The sequence below is a fragment of the Micromonospora vinacea genome (assembly GCF_015751785.1).
Taxonomy (GTDB): Bacteria; Actinomycetota; Actinomycetes; order Mycobacteriales; family Micromonosporaceae; genus Micromonospora; species Micromonospora vinacea.
Window position 1 is genome coordinate 2,850,820 of sequence record NZ_JADOTY010000001.1, and the last position, 26,922, is coordinate 2,877,741.

20 protein-coding genes are annotated in these 26,922 nt (G+C 72.1%); 12 read left to right on the plus strand and 8 right to left on the minus strand.

What is annotated here, in order from left to right:
* Positions 1-9: 9 nt before the first annotated feature.
* Entirely contained in the window at positions 10-1,254 is a 1,245-nt protein-coding gene (gene xseA / locus IW249_RS13735; protein WP_307788585.1) for an exodeoxyribonuclease VII large subunit, read from the minus strand.
* Positions 1,255-1,408: 154 nt separating this feature from the next.
* On the opposite strand from xseA, the gene IW249_RS13740 reads away from it, so the two are divergent.
* Complete coding sequence (locus IW249_RS13740; protein ID WP_196921067.1) at positions 1,409-2,395, plus strand: 4-hydroxy-3-methylbut-2-enyl diphosphate reductase; 987 nt, start codon at positions 1,409-1,411, stop codon at positions 2,393-2,395.
* A gap of 40 nt (positions 2,396-2,435) precedes the next feature.
* Positions 2,436-2,870 (plus strand): hypothetical protein, encoded by a 435-nt coding sequence (locus IW249_RS13745; RefSeq protein ID WP_196921068.1) that lies wholly within the window; start codon positions 2,436-2,438, stop codon positions 2,868-2,870.
* Positions 2,871-2,940: 70 nt separating this feature from the next.
* On the opposite strand, the gene IW249_RS13750 is transcribed toward IW249_RS13745, so the two are convergent.
* The gene (locus IW249_RS13750; protein WP_196921069.1) at positions 2,941-6,243 is read right to left on the minus strand and encodes a S8 family serine peptidase; all 3,303 of its coding nucleotides are present in this window, start codon (positions 6,241-6,243) and stop codon (positions 2,941-2,943) included.
* Positions 6,244-6,391: 148 nt separating this feature from the next.
* Positions 6,392-7,552: a DNA recombination protein RmuC gene (locus IW249_RS13755; protein ID WP_112698465.1), complete on the minus strand. Its 1,161-nt coding sequence runs from the start codon at positions 7,550-7,552 to the stop codon at positions 6,392-6,394.
* A 54-nt stretch (positions 7,553-7,606) separates the two neighbouring features.
* Between IW249_RS13755 and IW249_RS13760 the strand changes: the two genes are divergently transcribed.
* Positions 7,607-8,443: a hypothetical protein gene (locus IW249_RS13760; RefSeq protein WP_196921070.1), complete on the plus strand. Its 837-nt coding sequence runs from the start codon at positions 7,607-7,609 to the stop codon at positions 8,441-8,443.
* 69 nt (positions 8,444-8,512) lie between these two features.
* On the opposite strand, the gene ppc is transcribed toward IW249_RS13760, so the two are convergent.
* The 3 genes from ppc to IW249_RS13775 form a co-directional block, all read right to left on the minus strand.
* Complete coding sequence (gene ppc, locus IW249_RS13765; protein WP_196921071.1) at positions 8,513-11,299, minus strand: phosphoenolpyruvate carboxylase; 2,787 nt, start codon at positions 11,297-11,299, stop codon at positions 8,513-8,515.
* Positions 11,300-11,428: 129 nt separating this feature from the next.
* Positions 11,429-12,481 carry a hypothetical protein gene (locus IW249_RS13770; protein WP_307788586.1) on the minus strand — a complete coding sequence of 351 codons (1,053 nt, stop codon included), beginning with the start codon at positions 12,479-12,481 and terminating at the stop codon, positions 11,429-11,431.
* A 115-nt stretch (positions 12,482-12,596) separates the two neighbouring features.
* Positions 12,597-13,511, minus strand: a complete 915-nt coding sequence (locus tag IW249_RS13775) for a cyclase family protein (RefSeq protein WP_196921072.1) — start codon at positions 13,509-13,511, stop codon at positions 12,597-12,599.
* Between the two features lie 301 nt (positions 13,512-13,812).
* On the opposite strand from IW249_RS13775, the gene mfd reads away from it, so the two are divergent.
* The 4 genes from mfd to IW249_RS13795 all read left to right on the plus strand — a co-directional run bounded on the left by mfd (position 13,813) and on the right by IW249_RS13795 (position 21,049).
* The gene (mfd, locus tag IW249_RS13780; protein WP_196921073.1) at positions 13,813-17,451 is read left to right on the plus strand and encodes a transcription-repair coupling factor; all 3,639 of its coding nucleotides are present in this window, start codon (positions 13,813-13,815) and stop codon (positions 17,449-17,451) included.
* A gap of 116 nt (positions 17,452-17,567) precedes the next feature.
* A complete protein-coding gene (locus tag IW249_RS13785; protein WP_196921075.1) occupies positions 17,568-18,320 on the plus strand; it encodes a hypothetical protein in 753 nt (250 codons plus the stop codon).
* Positions 18,321-18,322: 2 nt separating this feature from the next.
* The gene (locus IW249_RS13790) at positions 18,323-19,321 is read left to right on the plus strand and encodes a nucleoside triphosphate pyrophosphohydrolase (protein WP_196921077.1); all 999 of its coding nucleotides are present in this window, start codon (positions 18,323-18,325) and stop codon (positions 19,319-19,321) included.
* Positions 19,322-19,429: 108 nt separating this feature from the next.
* A complete protein-coding gene (locus tag IW249_RS13795) occupies positions 19,430-21,049 on the plus strand; it encodes a DUF885 domain-containing protein (protein WP_196921079.1) in 1,620 nt (539 codons plus the stop codon).
* Positions 21,050-21,074: 25 nt separating this feature from the next.
* Here the strand turns inward: IW249_RS13795 and nudC are convergent, their stop codons facing one another.
* Both nudC and IW249_RS13805 read right to left on the minus strand, forming a co-directional pair.
* Complete coding sequence (gene nudC / locus IW249_RS13800; protein WP_196921081.1) at positions 21,075-21,944, minus strand: NAD(+) diphosphatase; 870 nt, start codon at positions 21,942-21,944, stop codon at positions 21,075-21,077.
* Positions 21,941-22,633: a hypothetical protein gene (locus IW249_RS13805; protein ID WP_196921082.1), complete on the minus strand. Its 693-nt coding sequence runs from the start codon at positions 22,631-22,633 to the stop codon at positions 21,941-21,943. The genes nudC and IW249_RS13805 overlap by 4 nt, the downstream gene beginning before the upstream one ends.
* A gap of 213 nt (positions 22,634-22,846) precedes the next feature.
* Between IW249_RS13805 and eno the strand changes: the two genes are divergently transcribed.
* Genes eno through IW249_RS13830 form a run of 5 tightly spaced genes read left to right on the plus strand, consistent with a single transcriptional unit; the run spans position 22,847 to position 26,914 of the window.
* Positions 22,847-24,130 carry a phosphopyruvate hydratase gene (eno, locus tag IW249_RS13810; RefSeq protein ID WP_196921084.1) on the plus strand — a complete coding sequence of 428 codons (1,284 nt, stop codon included), beginning with the start codon at positions 22,847-22,849 and terminating at the stop codon, positions 24,128-24,130.
* 30 nt (positions 24,131-24,160) lie between these two features.
* Complete coding sequence (locus IW249_RS13815; RefSeq protein WP_196921086.1) at positions 24,161-24,799, plus strand: FtsB family cell division protein; 639 nt, start codon at positions 24,161-24,163, stop codon at positions 24,797-24,799.
* A 28-nt stretch (positions 24,800-24,827) separates the two neighbouring features.
* Positions 24,828-25,385 (plus strand): DUF501 domain-containing protein, encoded by a 558-nt coding sequence (locus IW249_RS13820; RefSeq protein WP_196921089.1) that lies wholly within the window; start codon positions 24,828-24,830, stop codon positions 25,383-25,385.
* Positions 25,382-25,918 carry an amino-acid N-acetyltransferase gene (locus IW249_RS13825; protein WP_196921091.1) on the plus strand — a complete coding sequence of 179 codons (537 nt, stop codon included), beginning with the start codon at positions 25,382-25,384 and terminating at the stop codon, positions 25,916-25,918. Before IW249_RS13820 ends, IW249_RS13825 begins: the two co-directional genes overlap by 4 nt.
* 51 nt (positions 25,919-25,969) lie before the next feature.
* Positions 25,970-26,914: a Ppx/GppA phosphatase family protein gene (locus IW249_RS13830; RefSeq protein WP_196924780.1), complete on the plus strand. Its 945-nt coding sequence runs from the start codon at positions 25,970-25,972 to the stop codon at positions 26,912-26,914.
* The last annotated feature ends 8 nt before the right edge of the window (positions 26,915-26,922 follow it).

The window sequence follows — 26,922 nt, forward strand, 5'->3', positions numbered from 1 at the left end:
CGTCGCCACTCAGCCATCGACAGTGGCGGCCAACTCGCCGTCGGCCAGTCGCACCCGCAGCGGGTCGCCCTTGCCGACCTCCGCCGCAGCGCGGACCACGTGGCCGTCCGCGCGCTGCACGATCGCGTACCCCCGGTCGAGGGTGGCGGCGGGGGAGAGGGCGCGCAGCCGCGCGAGGGTGTGCCGCAGGTCATCCTCGGCGGCGGCGAGCCGGTGCTCCAGGCAGCGGCCGGCCCGCTGGCGCAACGCGGTCAGTTCGGTCGCCCGATGCTCCACCATCACCTGGGGCCGGGCCAGCACCGGCCGGGAACGCAGCCCGTCGAGCCGGTGCGTCTCCCGGTCGACCAGGTTGCGCACCGCCCGTTCGAGGCGGTGCCGGGCCTGACCGATGAGGCGTACCTCCTCGGTGAGGTCGGGGACGACCCGCTTGGCCGCGTCGGTCGGGGTGGAGGCACGGACGTCGGCCACGTAGTCGATCAGTGGGGCGTCCGTCTCGTGGCCGATCGCGCTGACCACCGGTGTACGACAGCCGAACACCGCCCGGCAGAGCGCCTCGTCGGAGAAGGGCAGCAGGTCCTCGATGCCGCCGCCACCCCGGGCAATGATGATCACGTCGATGCTCGGGTCGGCGTCCAGCACCTTGAGCGCGTCGACGATCTGTGGCACCGCCGACGGGCCCTGCACCGCCACGTTGACCGTCCGGAACTCCACCGCCGGCCAGCGCCGTCGGGCGTTGGTCAGCACGTCCCGCTCCGCGGCCGACGCGCGACCGGTGATGAGCCCGATCCGGCCGGGCAGGAACGGCAGGCGACGCTTGCGGGCGCGGTCGAAGAGCCCTTCGGCGGCGAGCAGCTTCTTCAGCTTCTCCAGTCGGGCCAGCAGCTCGCCCAGCCCCACCTGGCGGATCTCGTCGGCCCGCAGGCTCAGCGTGCCCCGGGCGGCGTAGAACTCCGGCTTGGCGTGCAGCACCACGCGGGCGCCCTCGCGCAGCTCCGGCGCGCCGGAGTCCAGGACGTCCCGGTTGGTGGTGACGGTCAGGCTCAGGTCGGCCGACGGGTCGCGCAGGGTGAGGAAGACCGTGCTGGCTCCGGGGCGACGGCTGATCTGGGCCACCTGTCCGTCCACCCAGACCCAGCCCAGCTTGGCGATCCAGGCCCCCACCTTCTGGCTGACCACCCGTACCGGCCAAGGCTCCTCAGCACTGCTGGCCCCACTACTGGCCCCGCCGCTCCCCACCCGCCCACCCTCGCTCACCCGCCCACCCTACGGACCTCCCCGGTGATCAAGAGATTTGCGTCAGCGCCGGGCGCGTTCCTGACGCAAATCTCTTGATCACCGAGGGCTGGGGTGGGGTTGGGGGCGGTCGCGGCCCGGTGCCGGGTTCCGGGGTGGCACGTACGATGGGGTGGTGACTGAGGCTCAGGCGACTCACCGGACCGGCAAGCGCGTGCTCCTGGCCAAGCCCCGCGGCTACTGCGCGGGTGTCGACCGCGCGGTGCAGACAGTGGAGGAGGCGCTGAAGCTCTACGGCGCCCCGATCTACGTGCGCAAGCAGATCGTGCACAACAAGCACGTGGTGCAGACCCTGGAGGCCCAGGGCGCGATCTTCGTGGAGGAGAACGAGGAGGTGCCGGAGGGCGCCACAGTCATCTTCTCCGCGCACGGCGTGGCGCCGGAGGTCTACGAGCAGGCCAAGGCGCGTTCGCTGAAGGCGATCGACGCGACCTGCCCGCTGGTCACCAAGGTGCACCACGAGGCGCGGCGCTTCGCGGCCGAGGACTACGACATCCTGCTCATCGGCCACGAGGGGCACGAAGAGGTCATCGGCACCGCCGGTGAGGCCCCCGCGCACATCCAGCTGGTGGACGGCCCGGACGACGCCGACAAGATCACCGTACGGGATCCGGAGAAGGTGGTCTGGCTCTCCCAGACCACGCTCTCGGTCGACGAGACGCTGGAGACGGTGGCCCGGCTCAAGCAGCGGCTGCCGCTGTTGCAGTCCCCGCCCAGCGACGACATCTGCTACGCCACCTCCAACCGGCAGCACGTGGTCAAGGAGATCGCCGCCGAGTGTGACGTGGTGATCGTGGTCGGCTCCACGAACTCCTCCAACTCCGTCCGCCTGGTCGAGGTCGCCCTGGACGCCGGCGCCCGCGCCGGTCACCTGGTCGACTTCGCGCACGAGATCGACGACGCCTGGCTGGAGGGGGCCACCACGGTCGGCCTGACCTCGGGCGCGAGCGTCCCGGACGACCTGGTCCAGGAGGTGCTGGTCCACCTCGCCGCGCGCGGCTTCGCCGACGTCGAGGAGATCACCACCGCCAACGAGCGGCTCACGTTCTCGCTGCCGCAGGAGCTGAGGCGGGACATGAAGGCCGCCGCGGCGCGCGGCTGAGCACGGGAACGAACTCGGGTCGGCGTACGTCAGATCCGGCATGAGGACTCTTCGGCTCGCCGTCCCCGCGCTGGCCGTCTGCGTGGCGCTGAGCGCCTGCGGCAGCCAGGGTGGCGGGGGCGGCACATCCACAGCGACACCGACGGGAGCGCAGCCGGTGACCAGCCAGCCCACGCCCGACCCGACCCTCTCGCCGGCACCCCTCACCCCCACCCCGCCGCCCGGGGCGAAGACTCCGAAACCGGGCGGCCCGAGCACGCCGCCGGGCGTCGGGGCCACCACCCTGAGCGGCACCGTGCAGGGCGGCGTGGAGCCCGGCTGCGTACTGCTCGACGAATACCTGCTGCTCGGTGGCCCGCGTGACGTGCTGACGCCGGGCGCACGGGTCGAGGTCACCGGTCGGGTGGAGCCCGGCATGATGACCACCTGCCAGCAGGGCACCCCGTTCGTGGTGGAGAGCGCCCGCCGGTCCTGACCACTCACCCCTGACATGCGGGAGCCCGCCCCGAACGTGGGGACGGGCTCCTGCCGGTTTTACGAGCGGATCAGTTCACAGCCCCGATGGACACGTTGCCGCGACCCACGATCGCACCCTCGGTGGTGACGATCGCCAGCTCACCGGAGAGCTGACGCCCGTCGGCCGGAACGGCCACCGCGGTCACCGTGCCGGTGATGGTGGCCGACTCGCCGTGCATCAGCGGCACCGCGACGGCCGGAGCGGTGATCGTGCCCAGCGACGCGGACGCGAACGCGTCGTAGTAGTCGTAGGCGGTGCTGGTCCCCGGCCCGTCGACCCCGTACGGCTCCACCACGACGCGGTAGGTGCCGGCCGGCGGGTTGTTCAGCGTGACCGCCTCCTCCGAGTCACCGTCGGCCGCCCGGCCGACCTCGGTGGTACCCCGGTAGACGAACAGGTCCAGGTCGGCGCCCGCGTTCGCGGGGTTGCCGATCCGGGCGGTGAACGTCGACGTACCCGCCGGGATCTCGACGGTCCACTCCTGGTTGGGACCGCCCTCGGTGATGGTCGGACGCTCGGTCCGCACACCGGTCAGCGCGCCGCTGCGGCCGCTGACCGAGACCGGGCCGAAGGCGTTGGTGACCTTCCAGCTCACCGGGGTCGGCTCGCCGGCCTCGACACTGGGCAGCTCGACCAGCGCCGGCTCGACCGTCAGGCCCTGCACCCGCGCCTGGAGCTTGAACGGGTTGTTCAGCGCCGGGGACGTGCGCCGCGACTCCACCTCGATCTCCCAGACCCCGGGAAGCGGGTTCTGGTAGTCACGCTCCTGCGGCTTGCAGACGTTGACGTCGGAGAAGTTGGTGTAGCAGACGGTGCTCGTGGTCGCCTCCACCGGCACACCCAGCGGGTTGATCGCGATGAAGCGGGTCTGCGAACCGGTGGCGATCCCGGAGAGGTTCACCTGGAGCGCCTTGGCACCCTCCGGCACCGTGACGAAGTACGACGTGAAGCCGTTCCGGTCGACCGAGCCCTCGTTGGCGTACGAGAAGGTGGGCTTCTTCACGTCGTTCGAGGCCACCACCACTGTGGACACCTCGAAGTCGACCACGTTGGTGGCCGGATCGTCGATCCGCACGATCGCGCCGTGCGCGCCCTCGGTGGCCGGCTTGGCGGTGACGCTGATGGTGACGGCCTTGTTGAGCGGCAACGCGACGGTCTTCGGTGCCTTGAAGGTGCCGTCGTTGCCCTGGAGCGTGACGTCGTGCTTGATGGTGCCGGCCGGCCCGCTGGTGCGGGTCAGCTTGACCGGGTAGGTCTTGCTCTGGCCGACCTTGTGGCCGCCCTCGGACGAGGTGCAGCGGTTGTAGACGCCGGTGCCCCGACCAGGGTTCGGCACGAACTTCACACCGTTCCAGATGGTCAGCTGGTCCGCCAGCGGGCTGCAGACCGGCGCGTCGGAGACGTACGACCGGGTTTCGACGCCCTGGCGCAGCAGCTGCCAGGCGCCCGGCACGTTGACCATGCCGTAGCCCTGCGCGTACGTCGGCACGTCCGCGATCGGCTTGGCCGAGCTGAACATCGCGCGCCGCAGCGCCGCCGGGCTGACGCCCCGGTCGGTGGCCTTGGCGGCCGAGAGCAGCAACGCGCCGGCGCCGGCGGTCTGCGGGGACGCCATCGAGGTGCCGTTGAGCATCGCGTAGCCCGGGGGCAGCGCGTATCCGGCCTCGGGCACCGGGGCGCCGAGCTGCCAGGTCGGTGCGGTGGAGATGGCCGAGCCGGGGGCGGCGATGTTCGGCTTGAAGCCGCCGTCCTCACGCGGGCCACGGGAGGAGAAGTTGAACAGGGCGTTCTTCTTCTTGACGACCGAGCCGTAGTTGGCCAGCCAGGTGTCCTTGCTGATGTTGGCGGCAACGCTGACCACGTTGCTGGCCACCGACGGGTCGCCGACGGTGTTGAGACCCGGGCCGGAGTTGCCGGCCGAGATGACCAACTGCACGCCGTACGTCTCGATCAGTTCGTTGTAGAGGTTCGTCCGCGCGTTGTTGCCGTCGTTCAGGCCCGGAAGGCCACCGATCGACATGTTGACGATGTCGACGCCACGGTTGGCCACCAGATCGATCATGCCGGTGGTGAGGGCCGCAGCGGTGCAGCCGCCACCCCAGGAGCAGGCGCGGGCGGAGACCAGCTTGGCACCGGGCGCGGCACCGTCGAAGGCCCCGTTGCCGAGCATGTCGTTGGCGGCGGTGATGCCGGCGACGTGGGTGCCGTGGGTGCTCTCGACGATGCCGATGTTGACGAAGTCGTAGTAGGGGCCGGCCTGCCCGTCACCCGGTTCGACGTCGACGTTCTTGCGGTACTCGACGACGAACGGCTGCCGCTCGGCGACGGCGGTCGCCGGGTTGTCGGTTCCGAAGTATCCGACGTCGTACTTCTCCTTGTACGGCCGCATCATCGGCTCGTCGGTGAAGTTGCGGTTCTGGTTGGCGTCCACCCAGATGTTGTTGGTGGCCGGGTCGTAGAGCACCCCCCAGGTGTCGGTCGTGTCGCCGTCGCGGTTGACGTCACCCCGGGCGTCGCTCGCGGCGGTGACGGACTCGCTGAACAGGTTGAACCGGTACGTGCCTGCCGGCGCCGTCCAGGTGCCGCCCGCGATGGTGAACGACGGCCCGGCGACCTCGGCCTGCATCGCCCGCCACGTCCTGTCCTCCAGCGGGTCGGTCGCGGTGACCCAGTCGACGATCTTGCGCTCGCCGGTGGTGGTCTGCTGCAACGCCGGGTGGGCAAGGTCCACACCGGAGTCCATGATGCCGATCGTGACGCCCCGGCCGTCCCACTCCGGGTGGGCCGCGGTGAATGCCACAGCGCCGGTCTCGTTCGTCGGCATGTAGGGGTTGTCGGCCGGGGTGGTCTCTCCCGGCGCCGCGACGGTGGCCTGCCGCGCGCCAGCGGTGCCGGTGGGCGTGCGCTCCGGGGCCGGGTCCGGCAGTTGGATGACCTCGTCCAGGTCGACGGCGGAGACACCGGGCAGCCGCGCCGCCTTGAGGACCCGGTCGGTCGGGACCTTGGCCAGCACGAAGCCGACCCGGTCCTGTCGCTGACTGACAGTGCCGCCGAGCTTGGTGAGGCTGTCGGCGACGTCCCCCGCCTCACCCTTCTCGGTGGCGACGATCAGGGTGACGGTCGGGGCCTTCTTCGCGCGGGCTTCGCTGAGCAGTTTGGCGTCGTGGGCGCCCAGCGTCTCGGCGGCGGTGGCCGGGGAAGTGTCCGCTGTGGTCGTGGGAGCGGCGGCCGCTGTGGCGGCACCACCCACGACGGTCACGGCGCTGGCCGCCAGGACCGATGCGAAGAGCGCGGCTGAGGTTCGCCTGCTCAGGTTGGGGAGTCTGCTCACGTTCTCTTTTCCTCCAGAGAACAGGGCCCTCAGAGAAGGGCGCTCGGGTGAGCAGAATCTTTCGGGGTGTCGGCGAGCACTGTCACTAGTGGCCAGTTCCTTGTGACCACTTCGTGATATGCAGGCATACGCACTGTCACATAGATGGCTAGCGGGCCGAGACCTCGTCGGCCGGATCGGCCAGCTCGGGTGCCTGCGGCTGCCGGGGCGTCAACTCGACCTGGGCCGGGGTGGCCAACTCGTCGTCCGAGACACCCAACTCGGCGAGCTTGCGGGCGCTGACCAGCACCCGGGCCTCCAACGAGCCGACCGCCCGGTTGTAGGCGGTCACCGCACCGGCCAGCGAGGACCCGAGCTTGCCCACGTGGTCGCCCAGTGTGGAGAGCCGGCCGTACAGCTCCCGGGCGAGGGTGTGCACAGCGAGCGCGTTGCGCGCCAGTGCCTCCTGCCGCCAGGAGTAGGCGACAGTGCGGAGCAGGGCGACCAGCGTGGCCGGCGTGGCGAGCACCACGTTGCGGGTGAAGGCGTGCTCCAGCAGCGTCGGGTCTCGCTGGAGGGCGACGTCGAGGAACGGGTCGGCGGGGACGAACAGCACCACGAACTCGGGTGAGTTGTCGAACGCCGACCAGTACGACTTGGCGGCCAGTGCGTCGACGTGCCCCCGCAGGTGCCGCGCGTGCGCGTCGAGGTGGGTGTCCCGGCCGCGCTCGTCGCGGGCCTCCATGGCTGTCAGGTACGCGTCGAACGGGGCCTTGGCGTCCACCACCACCGAGCGACCGCCGTGCAGTCGGACCACCAGGTCCGGTCGGACGACCTGCTGGTCGGTGGCGGCGGTGACCTGCTCGGAGAAGTCGCAGTGCTCCAGCATGCCGGCCGCCTCGACGATCCGGCGCAACTGGTGCTCGCCCCACCGACCCCGCACCTGCGGTGCGCGCAGCGCCGCCACCAACTGCTTGGTCTCGGTGCGCAGCTCACCGGAGACCGCGTTCATCGAGCGGACCTGCTCACGCAGCTCGGCGTACGCGTCGACGCGGTCGTGCTCCAGCTCGGCCACCCGCTGCTCGTAGCGGCGCAGGGTGTCGTGCAGCGGCGCGACCGCCCGGGCCACCGCCTCCTGGGACTGCGCGGTGGCCTCGTAGCTCAACGCCCGCATGGACTGCTCCAGTCGGCCCTCACCCTCCCGGGTGGCGGCCAGGGTGGCATCCAGGCGGGCGATGTCGGCCGCCGACCGGGACCGGGCCGCGAGCCAGCCCACCGCCCCGCCGGCACCGAGGCACACGATCACCAGGAGCAGCGTCGAGACGTCCATCACCGGAGCTTGCCAGACGGATACGACGGGACACCCGGGGGTACGTTCGATGACATGGAACTTGTGCTCTGCCTCGCCGTTGTGCTGGTCGGCGCGCTGGGCGCCGCGGCGCTCATCCGCGCTCAGGCCGGTGCCCGTCGGCGCACCGAGCTCGGCGACGCCCGCGCGGAGGCGCAGCGGTGGTACGAGCGCCTCGGCGGCCAGTTGATGAACCTGCAGGGCGACGAGCCGGCGGTACGCCAGGCGTTGGCCGACGCCGGCGAGCGGTACAACGCGGCCGGCTCCCAGCTGGAGCAGGCGTCCACCCCGCACCAGTTCGGGCTGGCCCGGGAGACCGCGCTGGAGGGTTTGGCGTACATCCGGGCGGCGCGGACGGCGCTGGGCATCGATCCGGGCCCCGAGCTGCCCACCCTGGCCGCGGCTCGCGGCGTGGGGCAGCTCACCAAGGAGCGCGAGGTCGACGTGCAGGGGCAGACCTTCCGGGCCGGGCCGCAACCCGGCCGGGAAACGCCCTACTACTACCCCGGTGGGCGTTATCAGGGTCGACCGGTGCCCGCCGGCTGGTATTCGACGCCGTGGTGGAAGACGGCACTGGGTGCCGGCGCCGGGGTGCTCGGCGGCATCCTGATCGCCGACGCGCTCTTCTCGCCCGCCTTCGCCGACCCCGGGTACGGCTACGACGCCGGCTACCAGGAGGGCTTCGGCGACGGTGTCGACCAGGGCGGCGACGGCGGCGGCGACCAGGGCGGCGGCGACCAGGGCGGCGACTTCGGCGGGGGCGACCAGGGTGGGGACTTCGGCGGCGGCGACTACGCCGGTGGGGACTTCGGTGGTGGCGGCTTCGGCGGCGGTGACTTCGGGGGCGGGGATTTCGGCGGCGGCGACTTCTGACCGCCGTGCGCAGACCTACGACGACGGGCCCCGGTCGCGACGACCGGGGCCCGTTCTCGTACCTGTCGATCAGCCGGTGTTGCGCATTCCGGCGGCGATGCCGTTCACGGTGGTGAGCAGAGCGCGTTCCAGGGCGGTGCCGTCGCTCGGTGCCCGTCGGCCGCCCGGGGCGGTAGCGATCGCCCGCCCGGCGGCGCCCGACTCCCGGTACTGCCGCAGCAGCGCCACCTGAAGGTGGTGCAGCGGCTCCAGGTAGGTGTCGCGGACGGCCAGCGTGCGCTGGAGCACCGGCGAGTTCTCCAGCAGGGCCGGTGAGGCGGTGACCGCCAGCACCTCCCGCTTGGTCAGCTCGTACTCCTGCTCGATCTGCTCGAAGATCGGGTGCAGCTTCTTCGGCACCAGCGTCTCGACGTACCGGCGGGCGATGCTCAGGTCGGTCTTGGTCAGCATCATCTCGACGTTCGACAGGAACGTGCGGAAGAAGTGCCAGTTGCGGTGCATCTCGGCCAGCACGTCCGCCAGCCCGGCCTCCCGGGCGGCGGCCAGCCCGGAGCCGACGCCGAACCAGCCCGGCACGATCTGCCGGGTCTGCGTCCAGCCGAACACCCACGGGATGGCCCGCAGCCCGGACAGCCCGGCACCGGTGTTCGGACGCTTCGCCGGCCGGGAGCCGATGTTCAGCGCACCGAGCAGTTCGGTGGGGGTGGACGCCCAGAAGTACGCCGGCAGGTCCGGGTCCTCGACGAGCGACCGGTAGGACCGGAACGCCGACTCAGAGACCACGTCCATCGTCGCGTCCCAGCGCTCCAACATCTCGGCCGGCTGCCGGGGCGCGGTGTGCAACAGGGTCGCCTGGAGCACCGCGGCGAGGGTGAGCTCCAGGTTCTCCCGGGCCAGCGAGGGCAGGGTGTACTTGTCGGAGATCACCTCGCCCTGCTCGGTCACCTTGATCGCGCCGTCCATGGTGCCGTACGGCTGCGCCAGGATCGCCTCGTGCGTCGGCCCTCCGCCGCGCCCGACAGTGCCGCCCCGGCCGTGGAACAGCCGCAGGTGCACGCCGTGCCGGGCGGCCACGTCACGCAGCGCGCGCTGCGCCCGGTGGATCGACCACTGGCTGGTGGTGATCCCGGCCTCCTTGTTCGAGTCGGAGTAGCCGAGCATGACCTCCTGCACGTCGCCCCGGGCCGTCACCAGCGCCCGGTACGCGGGCAGCGACAGCAGTTCGTCGAGGAGTTCACCGCCGGCGTTCAGCTCGGCCGGGGTCTCCAGGAGCGGTACGAAGCCGACGCGGGCCCGCCCGCTGTGCACGTCCACCAGGCCGGCCTCGCGGGCCAGCACCACGGCGGCCAGCACGTCGTCGACACCCAGTGTCATCGAGATGATGTACGACTCGATCACCTCGGCGCCGAACCGGTCCTGGGCCTCCCGGATCGTCCCGAACACGTCGAACGTCTTGCGGGCCGGCTCGGACAACGAGGTGTCCACTGTCGACAGGGGGCGGCGGCCGGTCAGCTCGTCGGCGAGCAGCTTGGTGCGTTCCAGCCGGGTCAGCGCCGGGTAGTCGGAGACCTCGCCGACCGCCTCGTAGAGCTGCGCGAGCACCGCGTGGTGCGCCTCGGCGTGTTCCCGGACGTCCATGGTGGCCAGGTGCAGGCCGAACGCGGAGACCGTACGGATGGTGGAGGCCAGCCGGCCGACCGCGGTGAGCTGCCCGGAGTTGCGCGCCAGCGAGGCGCGCAGCAGGTCCAGGTCGGCGATCAGCTCGGCGGAGCCCCGGTAGTCCCGTCCGGGCACGTGCGCGGTGCCCTGACGCAACCTCAGCCGGGTGTTGGCGAGCTTCGCCTTCACGCAGCGCGCCTTGAGCCGGTACGGCTCCTCGGCGTTGACCCGGCGGAAGCGCTGCGCCACCTCGGGCAGCGCGTCCAGGTCGGCGGCGAGGCTGGCGGAGAGGTCAAGGGACACCCCGCGCAGTCGGCGGGACACCGAGACCTCGTTGATGAGATGGTCCATCGCCTTCTCGGTGGCCGCGATGCCGTGCTCGTGCTGGATGGTCAGCACCTCGCGGGTGACCGCCGGGGTGACGAACGGGTTGCCGTCGCGGTCGCCGCCGATCCAGGTGCCGAAGCTCAACGGCCGGGCCGTCGGTGAGGTCTCCACGCCGAGCGTGCGCAACGTGTCGGCCAGGTCGTCGAGCACCTGCGGGGCGGCCTCGGCGTACAGGTCGCGCAGGTAGTAGATCGCGTTGCGGGCCTCGTCGGTCGGGTCCGGCCGGTCCAGCCGCAGCTCGTCGGTCTGCCACATCAGGTCCAGCAACTCGGCCAGCCGGCGGTTGGCCGGGCCCTCGTCGCTGGCGCCGTAGAGGATCGCGTTGGCGGTCTCGGTGTCCAACTCGTCGGCGATCGCCCGCAGCTTGGACAGGATCGAGCGGCGGGCCGCCTCGGTCGGGTGCGCGGTGAAGACCGGTCGCACCGCCAGCCGGCGAGCCGCGTTGGCGATCTCCTCCGCCGGCACCCCGCGCTCGGCGATCATCTTGGCGGCCTGGTCCAGCCAGCCGCCCTGCACCGCGCGGCGGCGGCGCAGGTCCCGCGCACGGTGCACCTGCTCGGTGATGTTGGCCAGGTGGAAGTAGGTGGAGAAGGCGCGGGCCAGCTTGGTGCCGGTGGTCACGTCGAGCCCGCCGAGGCGCTGGGCGGCCGCCGGTGCGTCGGAGCGGACCTGGGCCCGGATCTCCTCGACGAGGTCGAGCAGCGGGCGACCCTCCTGGCGGGCCAGGGTCTGGCCGAGCAGGGTGCCGAGTCGGCGGATGTCGGCGCGCAGTGCGGCGTCCGGGCCGTCATGGTCATGCTGGTCGGTCACGATGCGCTCCCTTACGTGGGTACGAAGGACAGCGCTGTCCGACTTACTGGATGGTATCCGCGCGCCGGGGGTGTCTGGAGGGCCCCCTGGTGATCCACTGCCCCCGGGAGGGTGTTTTCCGGGGTGATCTCAACCACCGTCGCGGGCCGGCGCGGAGTCGGGGCCTGTCGTCCCGGGGCCGGAGGCGGCGGTCCGGCGACCGCGGACCAGGCTCGCGCTGACCAGCCCGAGCCCTCCGAGCACCGTCCAGATCCCGAGGGCGGCAGCCGGCCAGCCGGCCGACCGCCAGTCGAAGTACACGGCGGCCTTGGTCAGGTCGTTGGCGAGCCCGGGGATGTTCCAGCGGTGCATGCCGCGCAGCACCCCGGGCAGGAACTCGGGCGCGTAGATGCCGCCGGAGCCCGGGTTGCCGAGCACCACCAGCAGCAGGATGACCAGCGCGGTACCCGCGACGCCGAGCCAGCCCTGGATGGCGCTGGCGAACATGGCGGCGGCGAAGACGGCCAGCGCGCCGATGGCGGCGATCGTCGGTACGTCGTGGTGCCAGATGTCCAGGACGGGTCCGACCACGAGCGCGCCGGCGATGCCGAGCAGCACGCTGTAGACCGCCAGGGCGGCGATCCGCAGTCCGGCCCGACGCGCCGTACGGGGGGTGGTGCCGGCGGATATCCCGAGCACTGTCGAGCCCAGGTAGCCGCCGAGCACGTACCCGACGTTCAGGTAGAAGGGCACCACCCCGCGCGGGTCGGCCGAGGTGACCGGAACCTCGTCGACGATCTGGAGCGGGGTGCCGGTGCGGCCGGTGGCGGTGCCGAGGACCTCCTTGATCGCGCTGGTGGCGGAGGGGCCGGAGGCGCTCGCCACGGTGAGGAGCAGGCCGTTGTCGGGTCCGGTGCTGAGCACGGCGTACACGGCGCGGCTGAGCAGCCCGTGCTCGGCGGCGCCCGGGTCGTCGTACTCGATGGGTTTGAGAATGGTGGTCTGGCCGCGCACGGCGTCGAGCGTCGCCCGGGCGCGTTCGTCGCTGGAGACGACGCCGATCGGCACGTCGCGGGGTGTGGGCTGGTGCAACGCGCCGACGTAGGCCGCGATGAACGCCGTGGCCAGCACGAGGGTGCCGACGAGCAGTCCGATGCTGCGCGGCGCCCAGTCGTGAGCTGTGCCGCGCGGTTTCTTGTCCACGTTGTTAGCCTATGGTCCGTTTTGCGGACCGCAGGGCGGAACCAGTTGGCCGCGCGCCCCTGCGGACGGGCAGGCAGCGGCCGCTGGCCGGGTGGTGGTGGCGTCGCCAGTGGCGTCAGGCGTTGATCACGGCGAAGGCGCGGACCGGGAAGGTGCCCATGCCGGCCACCATCGGCGGGGCCGCGGTGAACCGGAACCCGGTCGGCGGCAACGCGTCCAGACCGGTCAGGTGCTCCACGATCGGGATGCCGGCGGCGAGCAGCGTGCTGTGCGCGGGGCGCACCCCGGCGGCCGCCGGGCTCATGTCGTCGATGTTGATCGAGTCGATGCCGACCACTGCCGCCCCCGCGTCGACAAGCGCCTGGGCGGCGTCCCCGGTCAGGTACGGCGCTTCCGGCGCCCCATACCGCTCGGTGCCGAAGTGCGCGTCCCACCCGGTGTACAGCAGCACCGCCCGGCCGGCGACCTCGTACGCGGCCAGCATCAGCCGGTCCACCGCGCGGATGCCGGCCGGCACCCGGACCACCACCCCCGGCAGGTCGGCGAGACGGTCCAGCGACACCCCGGTCAGGTCGGCCCGGTCGGCCCAGCGGTGGGCGGGCGTGTCCAGGTACGTGCCGGTGTTGGCGATCATGTCGATGCGGGCCACGTGGAACTCGGTGCCCGGGGCGTACCGCTCGCGGGACGCCGCGAAGGTCAGCCAGTCGGTGATCCGGGGACCCGGCCAACCCGGCAGCGTGGTCATCCCGTCGCTGATCACATGGCTCAGCTCGACCAGCCGACGGTCGGCGCCGGAGCCCTCGACCGCGACACCCCGGCCGCCCTTGTGCGGCTCCTCGATGATCGTCTTGGCGCTGATCCGGACGTCGGCGACCATCAGCAGCCCCAGGTGCCGGACGAACAACGCCGCCAGGTCACCGTCGGTGATCTCCCGGCCGGGAATGTCCAGCCGGAACCCCTCGGTACGCAGCCCGCCGCCGTTGGCGAAGCTCACCTCCGCGTCGAACTGTGCCCGCCACTGCTCACCCATACCGAAACCCGACCATGCGCGGCTCGCGGTGGTCAAGATCCCCTGCTCGGCGGCCGGGCTCGGTCTCAAGATCGCGCAACATCCAGGATGTAGTGGCCTCGGTGCGTCGATGAGACCACTACATCCTGGATCGAGCACGATCTTGGCGTGGGGCGGCGCGCGGTGGCGCGCCGGAGCGGCGCGGACCTGGACGGAAGGGGGTGGCTGTCGGTCGACGGGGCTAGGCTTGTTGTCGTGCACCCCCCGTCCGACTGGACGAGGGGCCGCCGTCGTGTGCGTCGACTCCCCTGGAAGGATTCCCTTGCTCACCGGTCTCTTTACCGCCGCCCTGGCCGACCCCGGGCTGGCCCGGGCGCGTGACCTGGCGCGCTCCGGTGCCGCCCAGGTCGACGGCCTCGACATCACCGCCCCAGCGGCGCTGCGCCCGTTCGCCGTCGCTGCGGTCGCCGCGGACAACGACGGGGCCGGTCGACCGGTGCTGGCGGTGACCGCCACCACCCGGGAGGCCGACGACCTGGCCGCCGCGCTCGGTGGGTTGCTGCCGGCCGAGCAGGTAGTGGTCTTCCCCTCCTGGGAGACGCTGCCGCACGAGCGGCTGTCCCCCCGCTCCGACACGGTCGGTCGGCGGCTGGCCGTGCTGCGCCGGCTGGCGCACCCGGAGGCGACCGACGCACACGGCGGCACCGGGCCGCTGCGAGTGGTGGTGGCCCCGGTCCGTTCGCTGCTGCAGCCGCAGCTCAAAGGGCTCGGTGACCTGGAGCCGGTGCAGCTCGCCGCCGGCGAGGAGGCGGACCTGGAGGAGGTCGCCCGCCGGCTGATCGACATGGCGTACGCCCGGGTCGACCTTGTCACCAAGCGCGGCGAGTTCGCGGTGCGCGGCGGCATCCTGGACGTCTTCCCGCCCACCGACGAGCACCCGTCCCGGGTCGAGTTCTGGGGCGACGAGGTGGAGGAGATCCGCACCTTCGCCGTCGCCGACCAGCGGACCATCGAGCAGGTTCCGCTGCTCTGGGCACCGCCCTGCCGGGAGTTGCTGCTCACTCCGGCGGTGCGCGACCGGGCCGCCGCGCTGGCCGAGCAGCACCCCGAGCTGGCCGAGATCCTCGACAAGCTGGCCGAGGGCATTCCGGTGGAGGGGATGGAGTCGCTGGCCCCGGTGCTGGTCGGCCCCGACTCGCTGGAACTGCTGCTGGACGCCATGCCGGCCGGCACCCACGTGCTGCTCTGCGACCCGGAGCGGATCCGCACTCGGGCGCACGATCTGGTGCGTACCTCGGAGGAGTTCTTGCAGGCCAGCTGGGCCGCCGCCGCGGTCGGCGGCCAGGCCCCGGTGGACGTCGGCGCCGCCGCCTTCCGCACCCTCGGCGAGGTGCGCGCCGCCGCGGGCAAGCTCGGCCAGCCGTGGTGGACGCTGTCCCCGTTCGGTCTGGTGGAGGGGGAGGCCGCCGAGACGCGGCAGCCCTGGGAGGACGCGCCGGAGCAGGCCGCCGTCACCCCGGACGACGCCATCGCGGTGACCCTGTCCGCCCAGCCGGCGCCGCTCTATCACGGCGAGACCTCGCGGGTGGTCGAGGACCTCAAGCGCTGGGCCGGCGAGGGCTGGTCGATCGCGCTGGTCTTCGAGGGGCACGGCCCCGCCCAGCGGGCGGTGGAGGTGCTGCGCGACGCCGGCCTGGGTGCCCGGTTGACCGAGGAGGTGCCGACGGCGCCCGTCCCCGGCGAGCTGGTGGTCACCTGTGGTGCGCTGAGCAGCGGGTTCGTCGACGAGGCGTCCCGTTTCGTGCTGCTCACCGGCAACGACGTGACCGGCGGTCGGGGCACCTCGACGCGGGACATGCGCAAGATGCCGAGCCGGCGGCGCAACACCATCGACCCGCTGGAGTTGAAGGCCGGCGACCACGTGGTGCACGAGCAGCACGGCATCGGCCGGTACGTCGAGCTGGTGCAGCGCACCGTCAACGGCGCCAGCCGGGAATACCTCGTCATCGAGTACGCGGCCAGCAAGCGGGGCCAGCCCGGCGACCGGTTGTTCGTTCCGACCGACCAGCTCGACCAGCTCTCCCGCTACGTGGGTGGCGAGCAGCCGACCCTGCACAAGATGGGCGGCTCGGACTGGCAGAAGTCCAAGGCCCGGGCCCGCAAGGCGGTCCGCGAGATCGCCGCGCAGCTCATCCAGCTCTACGCCGCCCGCAAGGCGTCCAAGGGGCACTCGTTCGGCCCGGACACCCCGTGGCAGCGCGAGCTGGAGGACGCCTTCCCCTGGCAGGAGACGCCGGACCAGCTCGCCGCGATCGACGAGGTCAAGCGGGACATGGAGCAGACCGTTCCGATGGACCGGCTGATCTGCGGCGACGTCGGCTACGGCAAGACCGAGATCGCGGTCCGGGCGGCGTTCAAGGCGGTGCAGGACGGTAAGCAGGTGGCGGTGCTGGTGCCGACCACCCTGCTGGTGCAGCAGCACTACAACACGTTCGCGGAGAGGATGAGCCAGTTCCCGGTGCAGATCCGGCAGCTGTCCCGGTTCCAGACGGCGAAGGAGACCGAGCGGACGCTGGAGATGGTCGCCGACGGCACCGTCGACATCGTCATCGGTACGCACCGGTTGTTGCAGACGGCGACCCGCTTCAAGCAGCTGGGCCTGGTGATCGTCGACGAGGAGCAGCGCTTCGGTGTCGAGCACAAGGAGCACCTGAAGACGCTGCGCGCCTCGGTGGACGTGCTGAGCATGTCGGCCACCCCGATCCCGCGGACCCTGGAGATGGCGATCACCGGCATCCGGGAGATGTCCACCATCGCCACCCCGCCAGAGGAGCGACACCCGGTGCTCACCTTCGTCGGCGCGCAGGACGACCGGCAGGTGGCCGCGTCCATCCACCGTGAGCTGCTCCGCGACGGGCAGGTCTTCTACCTGCACAACCGGGTCGAGTCGATCGACCGGGCGGCACGGCGGCTGCGGGAACTGGTGCCCGAGGCGCGGGTGGCGGTGGCGCACGGCCAGATGGGCGAGGACGCCCTGGAGAAGGTCATGGTCGGCTTCTGGGAGAAGGAGTTCGACGTCCTGGTCTGCACCACGATCGTCGAGTCGGGTATCGACATCCCGAACGCCAACACGCTGATCGTGGAGCGGGCCGACCTGCTCGGCCTGGCCCAGCTGCACCAGATCCGGGGCCGGGTCGGCCGGGGCCGGGAGCGGGCGTACGCCTACTTCCTCTACCCGCCGGAGAAGCCGCTCACCGAGCACGCCCACGAGCGGTTGGCGACCATCGCCCAGCACACCGAGTTGGGTGCCGGCATGTACGTGGCGATGAAGGACCTGGAGATCCGGGGCGCCGGCAACCTGCTCGGTGGCGAGCAGTCCGGGCACATCGAGGGCGTCGGCTTCGACCTGTACGTGCGGATGGTCGGTGAGGCGGTCTCCGCCTTCAAGGGTGAGCGGCCGGAGGAAGAGGCCGACGTCAAGATCGACCTGCCGGTCGACGCGCACCTGCCACACGACTACGTGAGCGTGGAGCGGCTGCGCCTGGAGATGTACCGCAAGCTGGCCGAGGCGCGCGACGAGGAGCGGCTGGGCGAGGTGATCGCCGAGATGACCGACCGGTACGGCGAGCCGCCGGCCCCGGTGCAGAACCTGGTGGAGGTGGCCCGGTTCCGTCTGCTGGCCCGCCGCTACGGCCTGACCGACGTGTCCATGCAGGGCAAGCACGTACGGTTCGGCCCGCTGCCCCTGCCGGATTCGAAGCAGTTGCGGCTCAAGCGCTACCACCCGGATGCCGTCTACAAGCAGGCCACCGACCAGGTCAGCGTGCCCCGACCGACCACCCGTCGGATCGGTGGTGAGCCGCTGCGTGACCAGGCGCTGCTCCAGTGGTGCGCGCAACTGCTCTCCGATGTGCTCGGTGCCCCCGCCCCACTCGCCGTCGCCGCGGGCGCGAGCAGCTGAGCTGGCGGTGTGTTCTCGACCAGGGGCGGTAGCGCGTCGACGCCGTCCCTGGTCGTGGGTCGGGCGAAGGTGGGGGGCGTCACAACCTCGGGTGACGGCGTGAGAGAGTGACGGCTATGCGTGCTCGCCGTCTTGCCGCCGTCGCCACTGTGGCGCTCGGCCTCGTCGCCCTCTCCGGTTGCCGTGCTGAGCCTGGTATCGCCGCTTACATCGGTGACCAGCGCATCACCGAGGTTCAGGTCACCGCCGCGATGAAGGATCTGCGGACGAAGAACCCGGCACCGGAGACCTCCGCCAGCGGGCAGCCTGCGGCGCCGCAACCCACGGTGCCCGAGGTGGCGGACGTGGTCCGGACCATGGTGCTGACCAGGGTGTGCGAGAAGCTCTCCGCCGAGAAGAACTACCAGCCGCGCGGCCAGGTGGCGGTCGACCAGGCCGCCCAGCAGCTCGGCCTCGACCCGGAGACCGGGCACGTGCGGGAGGTGGCGAAGCTCTTCACCTGCCTGTCCGGGTTGCCGGCCGAGCCGGCCGAGCCGTCCAAGGAGGAGATCGCCGACGTGATCGCCGCCGGGCGTGCGGCCGGCAAGATCCCCGCCGAGTTGAGCGACGCGGACGCCGCCCAGCAGCTCGACGGTGAGCAGCTGCGCGGTGCGCTGGCGACCAAGAGGATCCTGGCCGAGGCGGCCGGTCGTTACGACGTCACCGTCAGCCCCCGGTACCGTCCGCTCGAGTTCCCGCTGCTCAGCTTCGCCGACGACGCCCCTGCGGTGAGTGTGCCGCTGGGTGAGCCGGCCTCCGACGCGGTCACCGACATTTCCACCCCGGAGGGGCCGACCGCGACGCCGGAGGCCGAGGGCACGGCCAGCTGAGCATGACCGCACGGATCGTCCTCCTGGTCACCTCACCCCGGTTGCCGGCCGGCCTGTTGACCTCCGCGGCCTGGGACGTCGTACGCCAGCATCCGGTGCTGACCGGCGCGGACGGCGAGTTGGTCACGGCCGTGCGCCAGGCGGGCGCCGAGGTCACCGTGGTGGACGGCCCGGCGACGCAGCCGTTGCTGGACGCGGTGGCGACGCACGGCACTGTGGTGTGGTTGGCCGGTCCGGCGGGTGACGAGGCGCTGGCCCGGGAGTTGGGTCTGCGGTTGGCCCGGCAGCCGGGGTTGGCCGAGATGGAGCTGATGTACGGCTCGTGGGATCCGCCGGGTGCCCGGCTGCTCGACGCGGTGGCCGTGCTGGATCGGCTCGCCTCTCCGGGTGGCGACCCGTGGAAACGGGCGCAGACGCACCGCAGCCTCGCCGGCTACCTGCTGGAAGAGAGCTACGAGGCGTACGACGCGATCAGCGCCGACGACACCGACGCGCTGCGCGAGGAGTTGGGCGACGTCCTGTTGCAGGTGGTGCTGCACGCGCGGCTCGCCGAGGAGTTGCCCGAGGATGAGCGGTGGACCATCGACGACGTGGCCGGTGGCCTGGTCGACAAGATGATCCGGCGCAATCCGCACGTCTTCGCCGGTGCCGAGGCGGGCACCCTGGAAGAGATCACCGAGAACTGGGAGCGGATCAAGCGCGCGGAGAAGGCACGGCACTCGGTGCTGGACGGTGTGGCCCTGAGCCAACCCGCGCTGGCCCTGGCCGCGCAGATCCTGGGCCGCGCCGCCCGCGCCGGGCGAGCAGCCCCGCCGCCGCTGGCCGACACCCAGGTAGACCCGGAGGCACGGCTGGGCGCCAGCCTCCTGGCAACGGTCGCGGCAGCCCGCGAGGCGGGAATCGACCCGGAAGCAGCCCTTCGTCGTGCCACCCTCGCCTACGCCGAAGCCATCCGCCAAGCCGAGTCCAACCTCCAATCCCCACCCGCCAACCTGCCGTGATCATGAAGTTGTTGCCCCGACACGCCGAGGTCGATGGCAACAACTTCATGATCGACGGAGTGGGTGGAACCGGCGGCGGAGCGCACCCCTGTCGGTAGGGTGGGGCGGGTGGAAGCGTTTGGGGTGCTGGCTGAGCGGGTTGTCGAGGCGCTGTTGGAGTCGCGGCCGGGGGTTGCCACCGCGGCCGGTGACCACCGGTTCGACGACCGGCTGCCGGACCTGTCCGTCGACGGGTTGGCCGCCGATCGGGCGATGCTCTCCGACGCGGCCAACGCACTGTCCGAACTGGACCCGGACTCGCTCGACGTCGAGGAGCAGGTCGACCACGCGCTGCTCACCTCATTCGTGGACCGGGAGCTGTTCGAGCTGACCGAGATCCGGTCGCACGAGTGGGATCCGCTGCGGCACAACCCGGGCCCGCTGCTGCACCCGCTGCTGGCCCGCCCGTACGCCCCCGCGGAGGTGCGGCTGACCCAACTGGCCGGCCGGCTCGCCGCCGTACCGGACGCTCTCGCCACCGCCCGCGCCACGCTGCGGGACATGCCGCGGATCCACGCGGAGACGGCGGTCGGGCAGTTCACCGGCACGGCCGCGCTGATCCGCGACGAGCTGCCGGCGCTGCTCGCTCAGGCGCCGAGCCACCTCGACCGGGTCGAGCCGGCGGCCACCGCTGCGATCGCCGCGCTGGAGGAGTTCGTCGCCTGGCTACGCGTCGGCCTGGCCAACGATGCCGGCCCCGGCCGTGACCCGCGACTGGGCCGGCGCCGCTGGGAGGCCCGACTCTGGCACACCCTCGACACCGAGCTGGGCGCGGCCGAGATCCAGCGTCGCGCGTGGGCCAACCTGGACCGGGTCACCGCGGAGATCCGCGAGGCGGCCGTCGAGCTGGTCGGCGGCCCGGCCGACGACGCATCCGTACGCCGGGCGCTGGACCTTCTCGCCGCCGAGCACCCGAACGACGCGACGATCGTCGACCTGGCCGGGGTGTCACTGGACGAGGCGACCGACTTCGTCCGCGCGCACGACCTGGTCACCCTGGTGGACGACCGGTGCGTGATCCAGGAGATGCCGGAGTTTGCCCGGGGGGTCGCGGTGGCGTACTGCGACGCGCCCGGCCCGCTGGAGACCGCCGCCCTGCCGACCTTCTACTGCATCGCGCCCACCCCGTCGGACTGGCCGGCGCAGCGGGTCGAGTCGTTCTACCGCGAGTACAACGACCACATGATCCGGAACCTGACGGTGCACGAGGCGATGCCGGGGCACTTCCTCCAACTCGCCCACGCCCGCCGCTACGTCGGTGGCACGCGGGTCCGCGCGCTGGCCGAGTCCGGCCCGTTCATCGAGGGCTGGGCGGTCTACGCGGAGGAGGTGATGACGGGGCTCGGCTTCGGCGGTCTGCCGGTGCGGTTGCAGCAGCTCAAGATGCAACTGCGGATGACCATCAACGCGCTGCTCGACCAGTTGGTGCACGCCGAGGACCTGCCCGAGGCCGACGCGATGGCGTTGATGACCGGGCGCGGCTTCCAGGAGGAGGGTGAGGCGGCCGGCAAGTGGCGGCGCGCGCAGCTCACCTCCACCCAGCTCTCCACCTACTTCGTCGGGTACAGCGAGATGGCCGAGATCGCCGCAGCCCGCCCGGACGGGGTGTCGGTCCGTGACTGGCACGACGCGATGCTCGCCCACGACTGCCCGCCCCCGCGCCACCTGCGCACCCTGCTCGGCCTCTAGAGGAGAAACGCCGGGCCGCGCGGGCTCAGCGCCGCGCGGCGGTCACCGTCGCGTCGATGAGCCAGCGCGAGATGGAGTACGCGGGCGGCAGTTGCGCCGGCAGCGCATCCAGGCCGAACCACTGGGCGCTGGTCAGTTCGCGCCCGTCGACCACCGGTTCGACCCGCGGGTCGGCGGCACGGGCGGTGAAGCCGGCGAGCAGCACGCCCGGGCCGGAGATCGCCCATGGTTGGCTGCCGAAGTAGGCCAGCCGGTCGACGGGCAGCCCGACCTCCTCGCCGACCTCCCGGTGCACCGCCGCCTCAAGCGTCTCGCCGGCCTCGACGAAGCCGGCCACCAGCGCCCACAGGCCGGTCGGCCCGGTGGCGTGTCGGACCAGCAGCAGCTCGTCAGCGTGCCCGGGCGGGCCGGGCCTGGTGATCGCCACCAGTACGGCGGCGGAGAGCTGCATCGGCACGTACAGGCCGCAGTCGGGGCACCGGCGGGCGGTCTCGCCGGGCTGGTCGGTCAGTTCCGCCCGGCAGGCGCCGCACCACCGGTGGGTACGCCGCCACGTCAGCACCGCCAACGCCCGGCCGGCGAGCGTGGCGTGCGGTTCCGGCACCTCGGCGGCGAGCGACGCCCAGCCCCGCGCCCGGCCGGGAAGGCCGTCGACGGTGGTGGTCAGGTCGGTGCCCCACGCGGGCACCCCGTCGAGCGTGCCCAGCGGCACCCAGTCGGTGTCGGCGGGCAGGTCGGCGACGCGGAGGGGCTGGCCGTCGACGCCGGTCAGCAGCTTCGCGCCGGTCACCGGCAGGGCCAGGTCGCCGGGGCCGGGCGGCCGGCTCCGATCGGCCCCCGGCAGGAACCCGCCGGGCGGCCCGGTGGAGGTGGGTCCGGTCGACGGGTCGGTCACGAGCCGCCGGGGCGGCGGTCCACCACGCCGGCGCCGGCGGGCGGCTCGAACGCGCCCTCGTCGACAGTCGCTGAGTAGTCACTCAACGCCAGCTCCATCGGCTTGCCGTCGACCGGCCCGGTGAAGCTGCCGAGCACGCCCTCGGTGGTCACGCAGGCGGTGAAGTCGCCGGACGAGCTCTCCACGGCGACGCAGGCGGCGTGGTGCCCGGCGACCGTGGTGTCGCTCTGTTTGATGACCGCCTGCGGGTCGAGCGCGGCGGCGGTGAGCAGCCCGACCACCACCGGCGGCGTGACGAGGCCCTGCCGGTTGGCCTCGCCGAACAACGTCACTGTGGGCTTGCTGCCCGGGGTGGGCGGGGCGACAAGCGTGCACTCCGGGCGTGCGCCGGTCGTCGTGCACCGGGTGATGGCCTCCGGGGTGACGATGAGTCGACCGCCCGGGTAGGCGTACGTGGATCGCGCCGGGTCCTGTGCCTGCACGATCGCGGCGCGTTGGCCGCCGGGCAACTGGTAGTCGGCCGAGTAGGTCAACTCCAGGGCCCGATCGAGCCGGGCGGCGAGGTCGTTGACGAGTTCCGAGCGGCCCATGGCGACTCCGGCGTCCTCGAATGTCTGACAGCCGGTGACCGTGAGCGACGCGATGACCGACACGGCGAGCATGCGGAGGGTGGTCGAGGCGGCGGGCATGGCGACCAGCCTGGTCGATTCGGTCCGCGCAGCGCAAACCCGTTGCCGGTTGACGCCCGGAAATCCGGGAATGTCCGTCAACGCGGGGTGACCCGGGTGCGCGGGCGACGCCGTGCCCGTTCGCGCCGCCCGATACGCTGCGTTCAACACCTGCCTCAGCCGCACCGTCGCGGCCCACCCACGGACCGGATCACAACAACGAGGAGCGACTTAGTGGCAACCATCGAGGGAATCGTCGCCCGGGAGATTCTCGACTCGCGGGGCAACCCGACGGTCGAGGTCGAGGTCGGTCTGGACGACGGCACGGTCGCCCGCGCCGCCGTGCCGTCCGGCGCCTCCACCGGCGCCTTCGAGGCGATCGAGCTGCGCGACGGTGACGACGACCGCTACCAGGGCAAGGGCGTGGAGAAGGCGGTCTCCAACGTCGAAGACAAGATCGTCGACCAGATCATCGGGTACGAGGCCAGCGAGCAGCGGCTGATCGACCAGAAGATGCTCGACATCGACGGCACGGAGGGCAAGTCGGAGCTGGGCGCGAACGCCATCCTGGGGGTCTCCCTGGCGGTGGCGAAGGCCGCTGCCGGCAGCGCCGAGCTGAGCCTCTTCCGCTACCTGGGCGGCCCGAACGCGCACCTGCTGCCGGTGCCGATGATGAACATCCTCAACGGTGGCGCGCACGCCGACTCGAACGTCGACATCCAGGAGTTCATGATCGCGCCGATCGGCGCGCCCACCTTCCGTGAGGCGCTGCGCTCGGGCGCGGAGGTCTACCACGCGCTGAAGTCGGTGCTGAAGAAGAAGGGCCTCTCCACCGGGCTCGGCGACGAGGGCGGCTTCGCGCCGAACCTGCCGACGAACGCGGCAGCCCTGGACCTGATCGCCGAGGCGGTCGAGAAGGCCGGTTACCGGCTCGGCACCGACATCGTGTTCGCGCTCGACGTGGCGGCCACCGAGTTCTTCGACAACGGCACCTACACGTTCGAGGGTGCCGCGAAGTCCGCCGAGGAGATGAGCACCTACTACACCAAGCTGGCCGACGAGTACCCGATCGTGTCGATCGAGGACCCGCTGGCGGAGGACGACTGGAGTGGCTGGCAGACGCTGACCGCCTCGATCGGCGACCGGGTGCAGATCGTCGGTGACGACCTGTTCGTGACCAACCCGCAGCGCATCGCCCGCGGTATCGCGGAGAAGGCGGCGAACGCGGTTCTCGTCAAGGTCAACCAGATCGGCTCGCTGACCGAGACCCTCGACGCGGTGGACCTGGCCCACCGGGCCGGCTTCAAGTGCATGATGAGCCACCGCTCCGGCGAGACCGAGGACACCACCATCGCCGACCTGGCTGTGGCCACCGGCTGCGGCCAGATCAAGACCGGCGCGCCGGCCCGCTCGGACCGCGTCGCCAAGTACAACCAGCTGCTCCGGATCGAGGAGGAGCTGGCCGACGCGGCGCGCTACGCCGGCGCTGGCGCGTTCCCGCGCTACCGTTCGGCCTGAGCCACGAAGCCTCGGGGGAGGGGTGTGACGATGCAGCAGCGCCGCACACCGGGTGGTCAGCGTCCCGCCCGCCGGCCGGGTCAGTCCGGTCGGCCGGGCGGTGGGCGCGCCACGCGGGGATCGGTCCGGGAGGCCGGCGTACGCGCCGAGCCGCGGGCCGCCGGTCGCGCGCCGGGTGCTGCCCGGGGCGCCGAGGGCGTCCGCTCCGCGAATCGTCCGGCCGCCGCTCGGCGTACCGCCGCCGGTGGTGCCGTGAAGCGGCTCGCCGCACCCAACCCCCGTCGCTTCACCGGTCGCGCCACGGTGCTGTTCGCGGTCCTGATCGCGCTCGCCCTGGCCTACACCTACCCGGTCCGGGTCTACCTGGACCAGCAGGCCGACATCGAGCGGATGGAGGCCGCGCAGGCGGTGCAGGAGCAGGAGATCGCGAAGCTCGCCGCCGAGGCCGCGAAGTGGAAAGACGACGAGTACATCAAGACGCAGGCTCGGGAACGGTTCTTCATGGGCCGGCCGGGCGAGAAGATGATGGTGGTGCTGCACGACCCGGAGGGCGCCGCCCGGGACGCCGGGAAGTCGGCCGGTTCGGCCGCCCCGGCGGGGCCATCGACCTGGTACGACACGCTCTGGTCGAGCGTGCGGGCAGCGGACAGCCAGCAGCCGGGCAAGTGATCCACCGATCAGCGCACCAGGAGAGACAGTGACTGTCGTACCACCGTCGGAGCCGGCGGCGGATTCCGTACCCCTGCCGCAGCGCGAGCCGGCCACCGAGGCCGACCTGGCCGCGGTGGCCGCGCAGCTCGGCCGCACGCCCCGGGGCACCCGCGCGGTGGCCCACCGGTGCCCGTGCGGCCTTCCGGACGTGGTGGAGACGACCCCCCGCCTCGCCGATGGCACCCCGTTTCCGACCCTCTACTACCTGACCTGCCCCCGGGCCACGGCCGCGTGCAGTCGACTGGAGTCGGCGGGGCTGATGAAGGAGATGGCGGACCGGCTGACGACGGACCCGGAGCTCGCCGCCCACTACCGTGCCGCGCACGAGGACTACCTGGCCCGCCGGGAGGCGATCGGTGAGGTGCCGGAGATCGCCGGCATCTCGGCCGGTGGGATGCCGGGCCGGGTGAAGTGCCTGCACGTGCACCTGGGTCACGCGTTGGGTGCCGGCCCCGGGGTGAACCCGTTCGGTGACGAGACGTTGGAACTGGTCGAGCCCTGGTGGTCGGCGGGGCCGTGCGTGGACGTGTCGGCGGGCGAATGAGTCCCCAGGCCGGGTCCGAGGCACCCGAGAGTCAGATCCTGGTACGGCGGGCCCGCACCGGGGATGTGCGGGGCATCCGGCGACTCGTCGACACCTACACCGACGACCGGCGGCTGCTGAGCAAGGCCACCGTCACCCTCTTCGAGGACGTGCAGGAGTTCCGGGTCGCGGTCCGGGCCGAGGACGACGTCGTGGTGGGCTGTGGCGCGCTGCACGTCATGTGGGAAGACCTGGCCGAGATCCGCACGGTGGCCGTGGACCCGTCCTGCCGGGGCCGGCGGATCGGTCACCGGTTGGTCGGTGAGCTGATCGACGCGGCCCGGGAGTTGGGCGTGGCGCGGATCTTCGTGCTCACCTTCGAGACCAGGTTCTTCGGCTCGTTCGGCTTCCGCGAGATCGACGGCGCTCCGGTGCCGCAGCCGGTCTACGAGCAGCTGCTGCGCTCGTACGACGAGGGCGTCGCGGAGTTCCTGGACCTGGAGCGGGTCAAGCCGAACACGCTGGGCAACACCCGGATGCTGCTGCGCCTGTGACAGGGAGTCAGCTGGGCGGGCTGCCGTAAGGTTGCTGCCGTGACGACGCGTGTGGCGGCCATCGACTGCGGGACCAACTCGATCCGACTGCTGGTCGCCGACCTGCCCGACGCCTCGGCCGGGCCGCAGGCGCCGCTTGTCGACCTGGTCCGGCGGATGGAGATCGTCCGGTTGGGGCAGGGCGTGGACCGCACCGGCCGGATGGCGCCGGAGGCCATCGAGCGGACCCGGGTGGCGTTGGCGTCGTACGCCGCCGACATCGAGAAGCTGGGTGCCCAGCGGGTGCGGATGTGCGCCACCTCGGCCTCCCGCGACGCCGCCAACGCCGACGAATTCACCGAGATGGTGCAGGCCACCCTCGGTGTCGCGCCCGAGGTGGTCAGCGGCGACGAGGAGGCCCGGCTGTCGTTCACCGGCGCGGTGCGCGGGCTGCCCACCGACGCGAAGGAGCCGTTCCTGGTCGTCGACATCGGTGGTGGTTCCACCGAGTTCGTGGTCGGTGACCGGGCCGCCGGGGTGCGGTCGGCGATCTCGGTGGACATCGGCTGCGTCCGGATGACCGAGCGGCACCTGCCCGGCGACCCGCCGACGTCCGAGCAGGTCGCGGCGGCGGAGGCCGACATTGCGGCGGTGGTGGACCGGGCGCTCGCCGTGGTGCCCGGTCGCGAGGCGGCCACCCTGGTCGGCCTCGCCGGGTCGGTCACCACAGTGGTCGCGCTCGCCCGGGGCCTGCGGGAGTACGAGCCGGAGCGCATCCACCACGCCCGGGTGTCGTACGAGGAGGTCGCCCGGGTGACAGCGGAGCTGCTGGGTCAGACCCGCGCGCAGCGGTTGGCGAACCCGGTGATGCACCCGGGCCGGGCCGACGTGATCGGCGCGGGTGCGCTGGTGCTTCGCGTGATCATGGAGCGGGCCGGGATGCCGTCGGTGGTCGCGTCGGAGCACGACATCCTCGACGGCATCGCCTGGAGCCTCCAGTCAGCCACCGCGCGCTGACGGCTTGA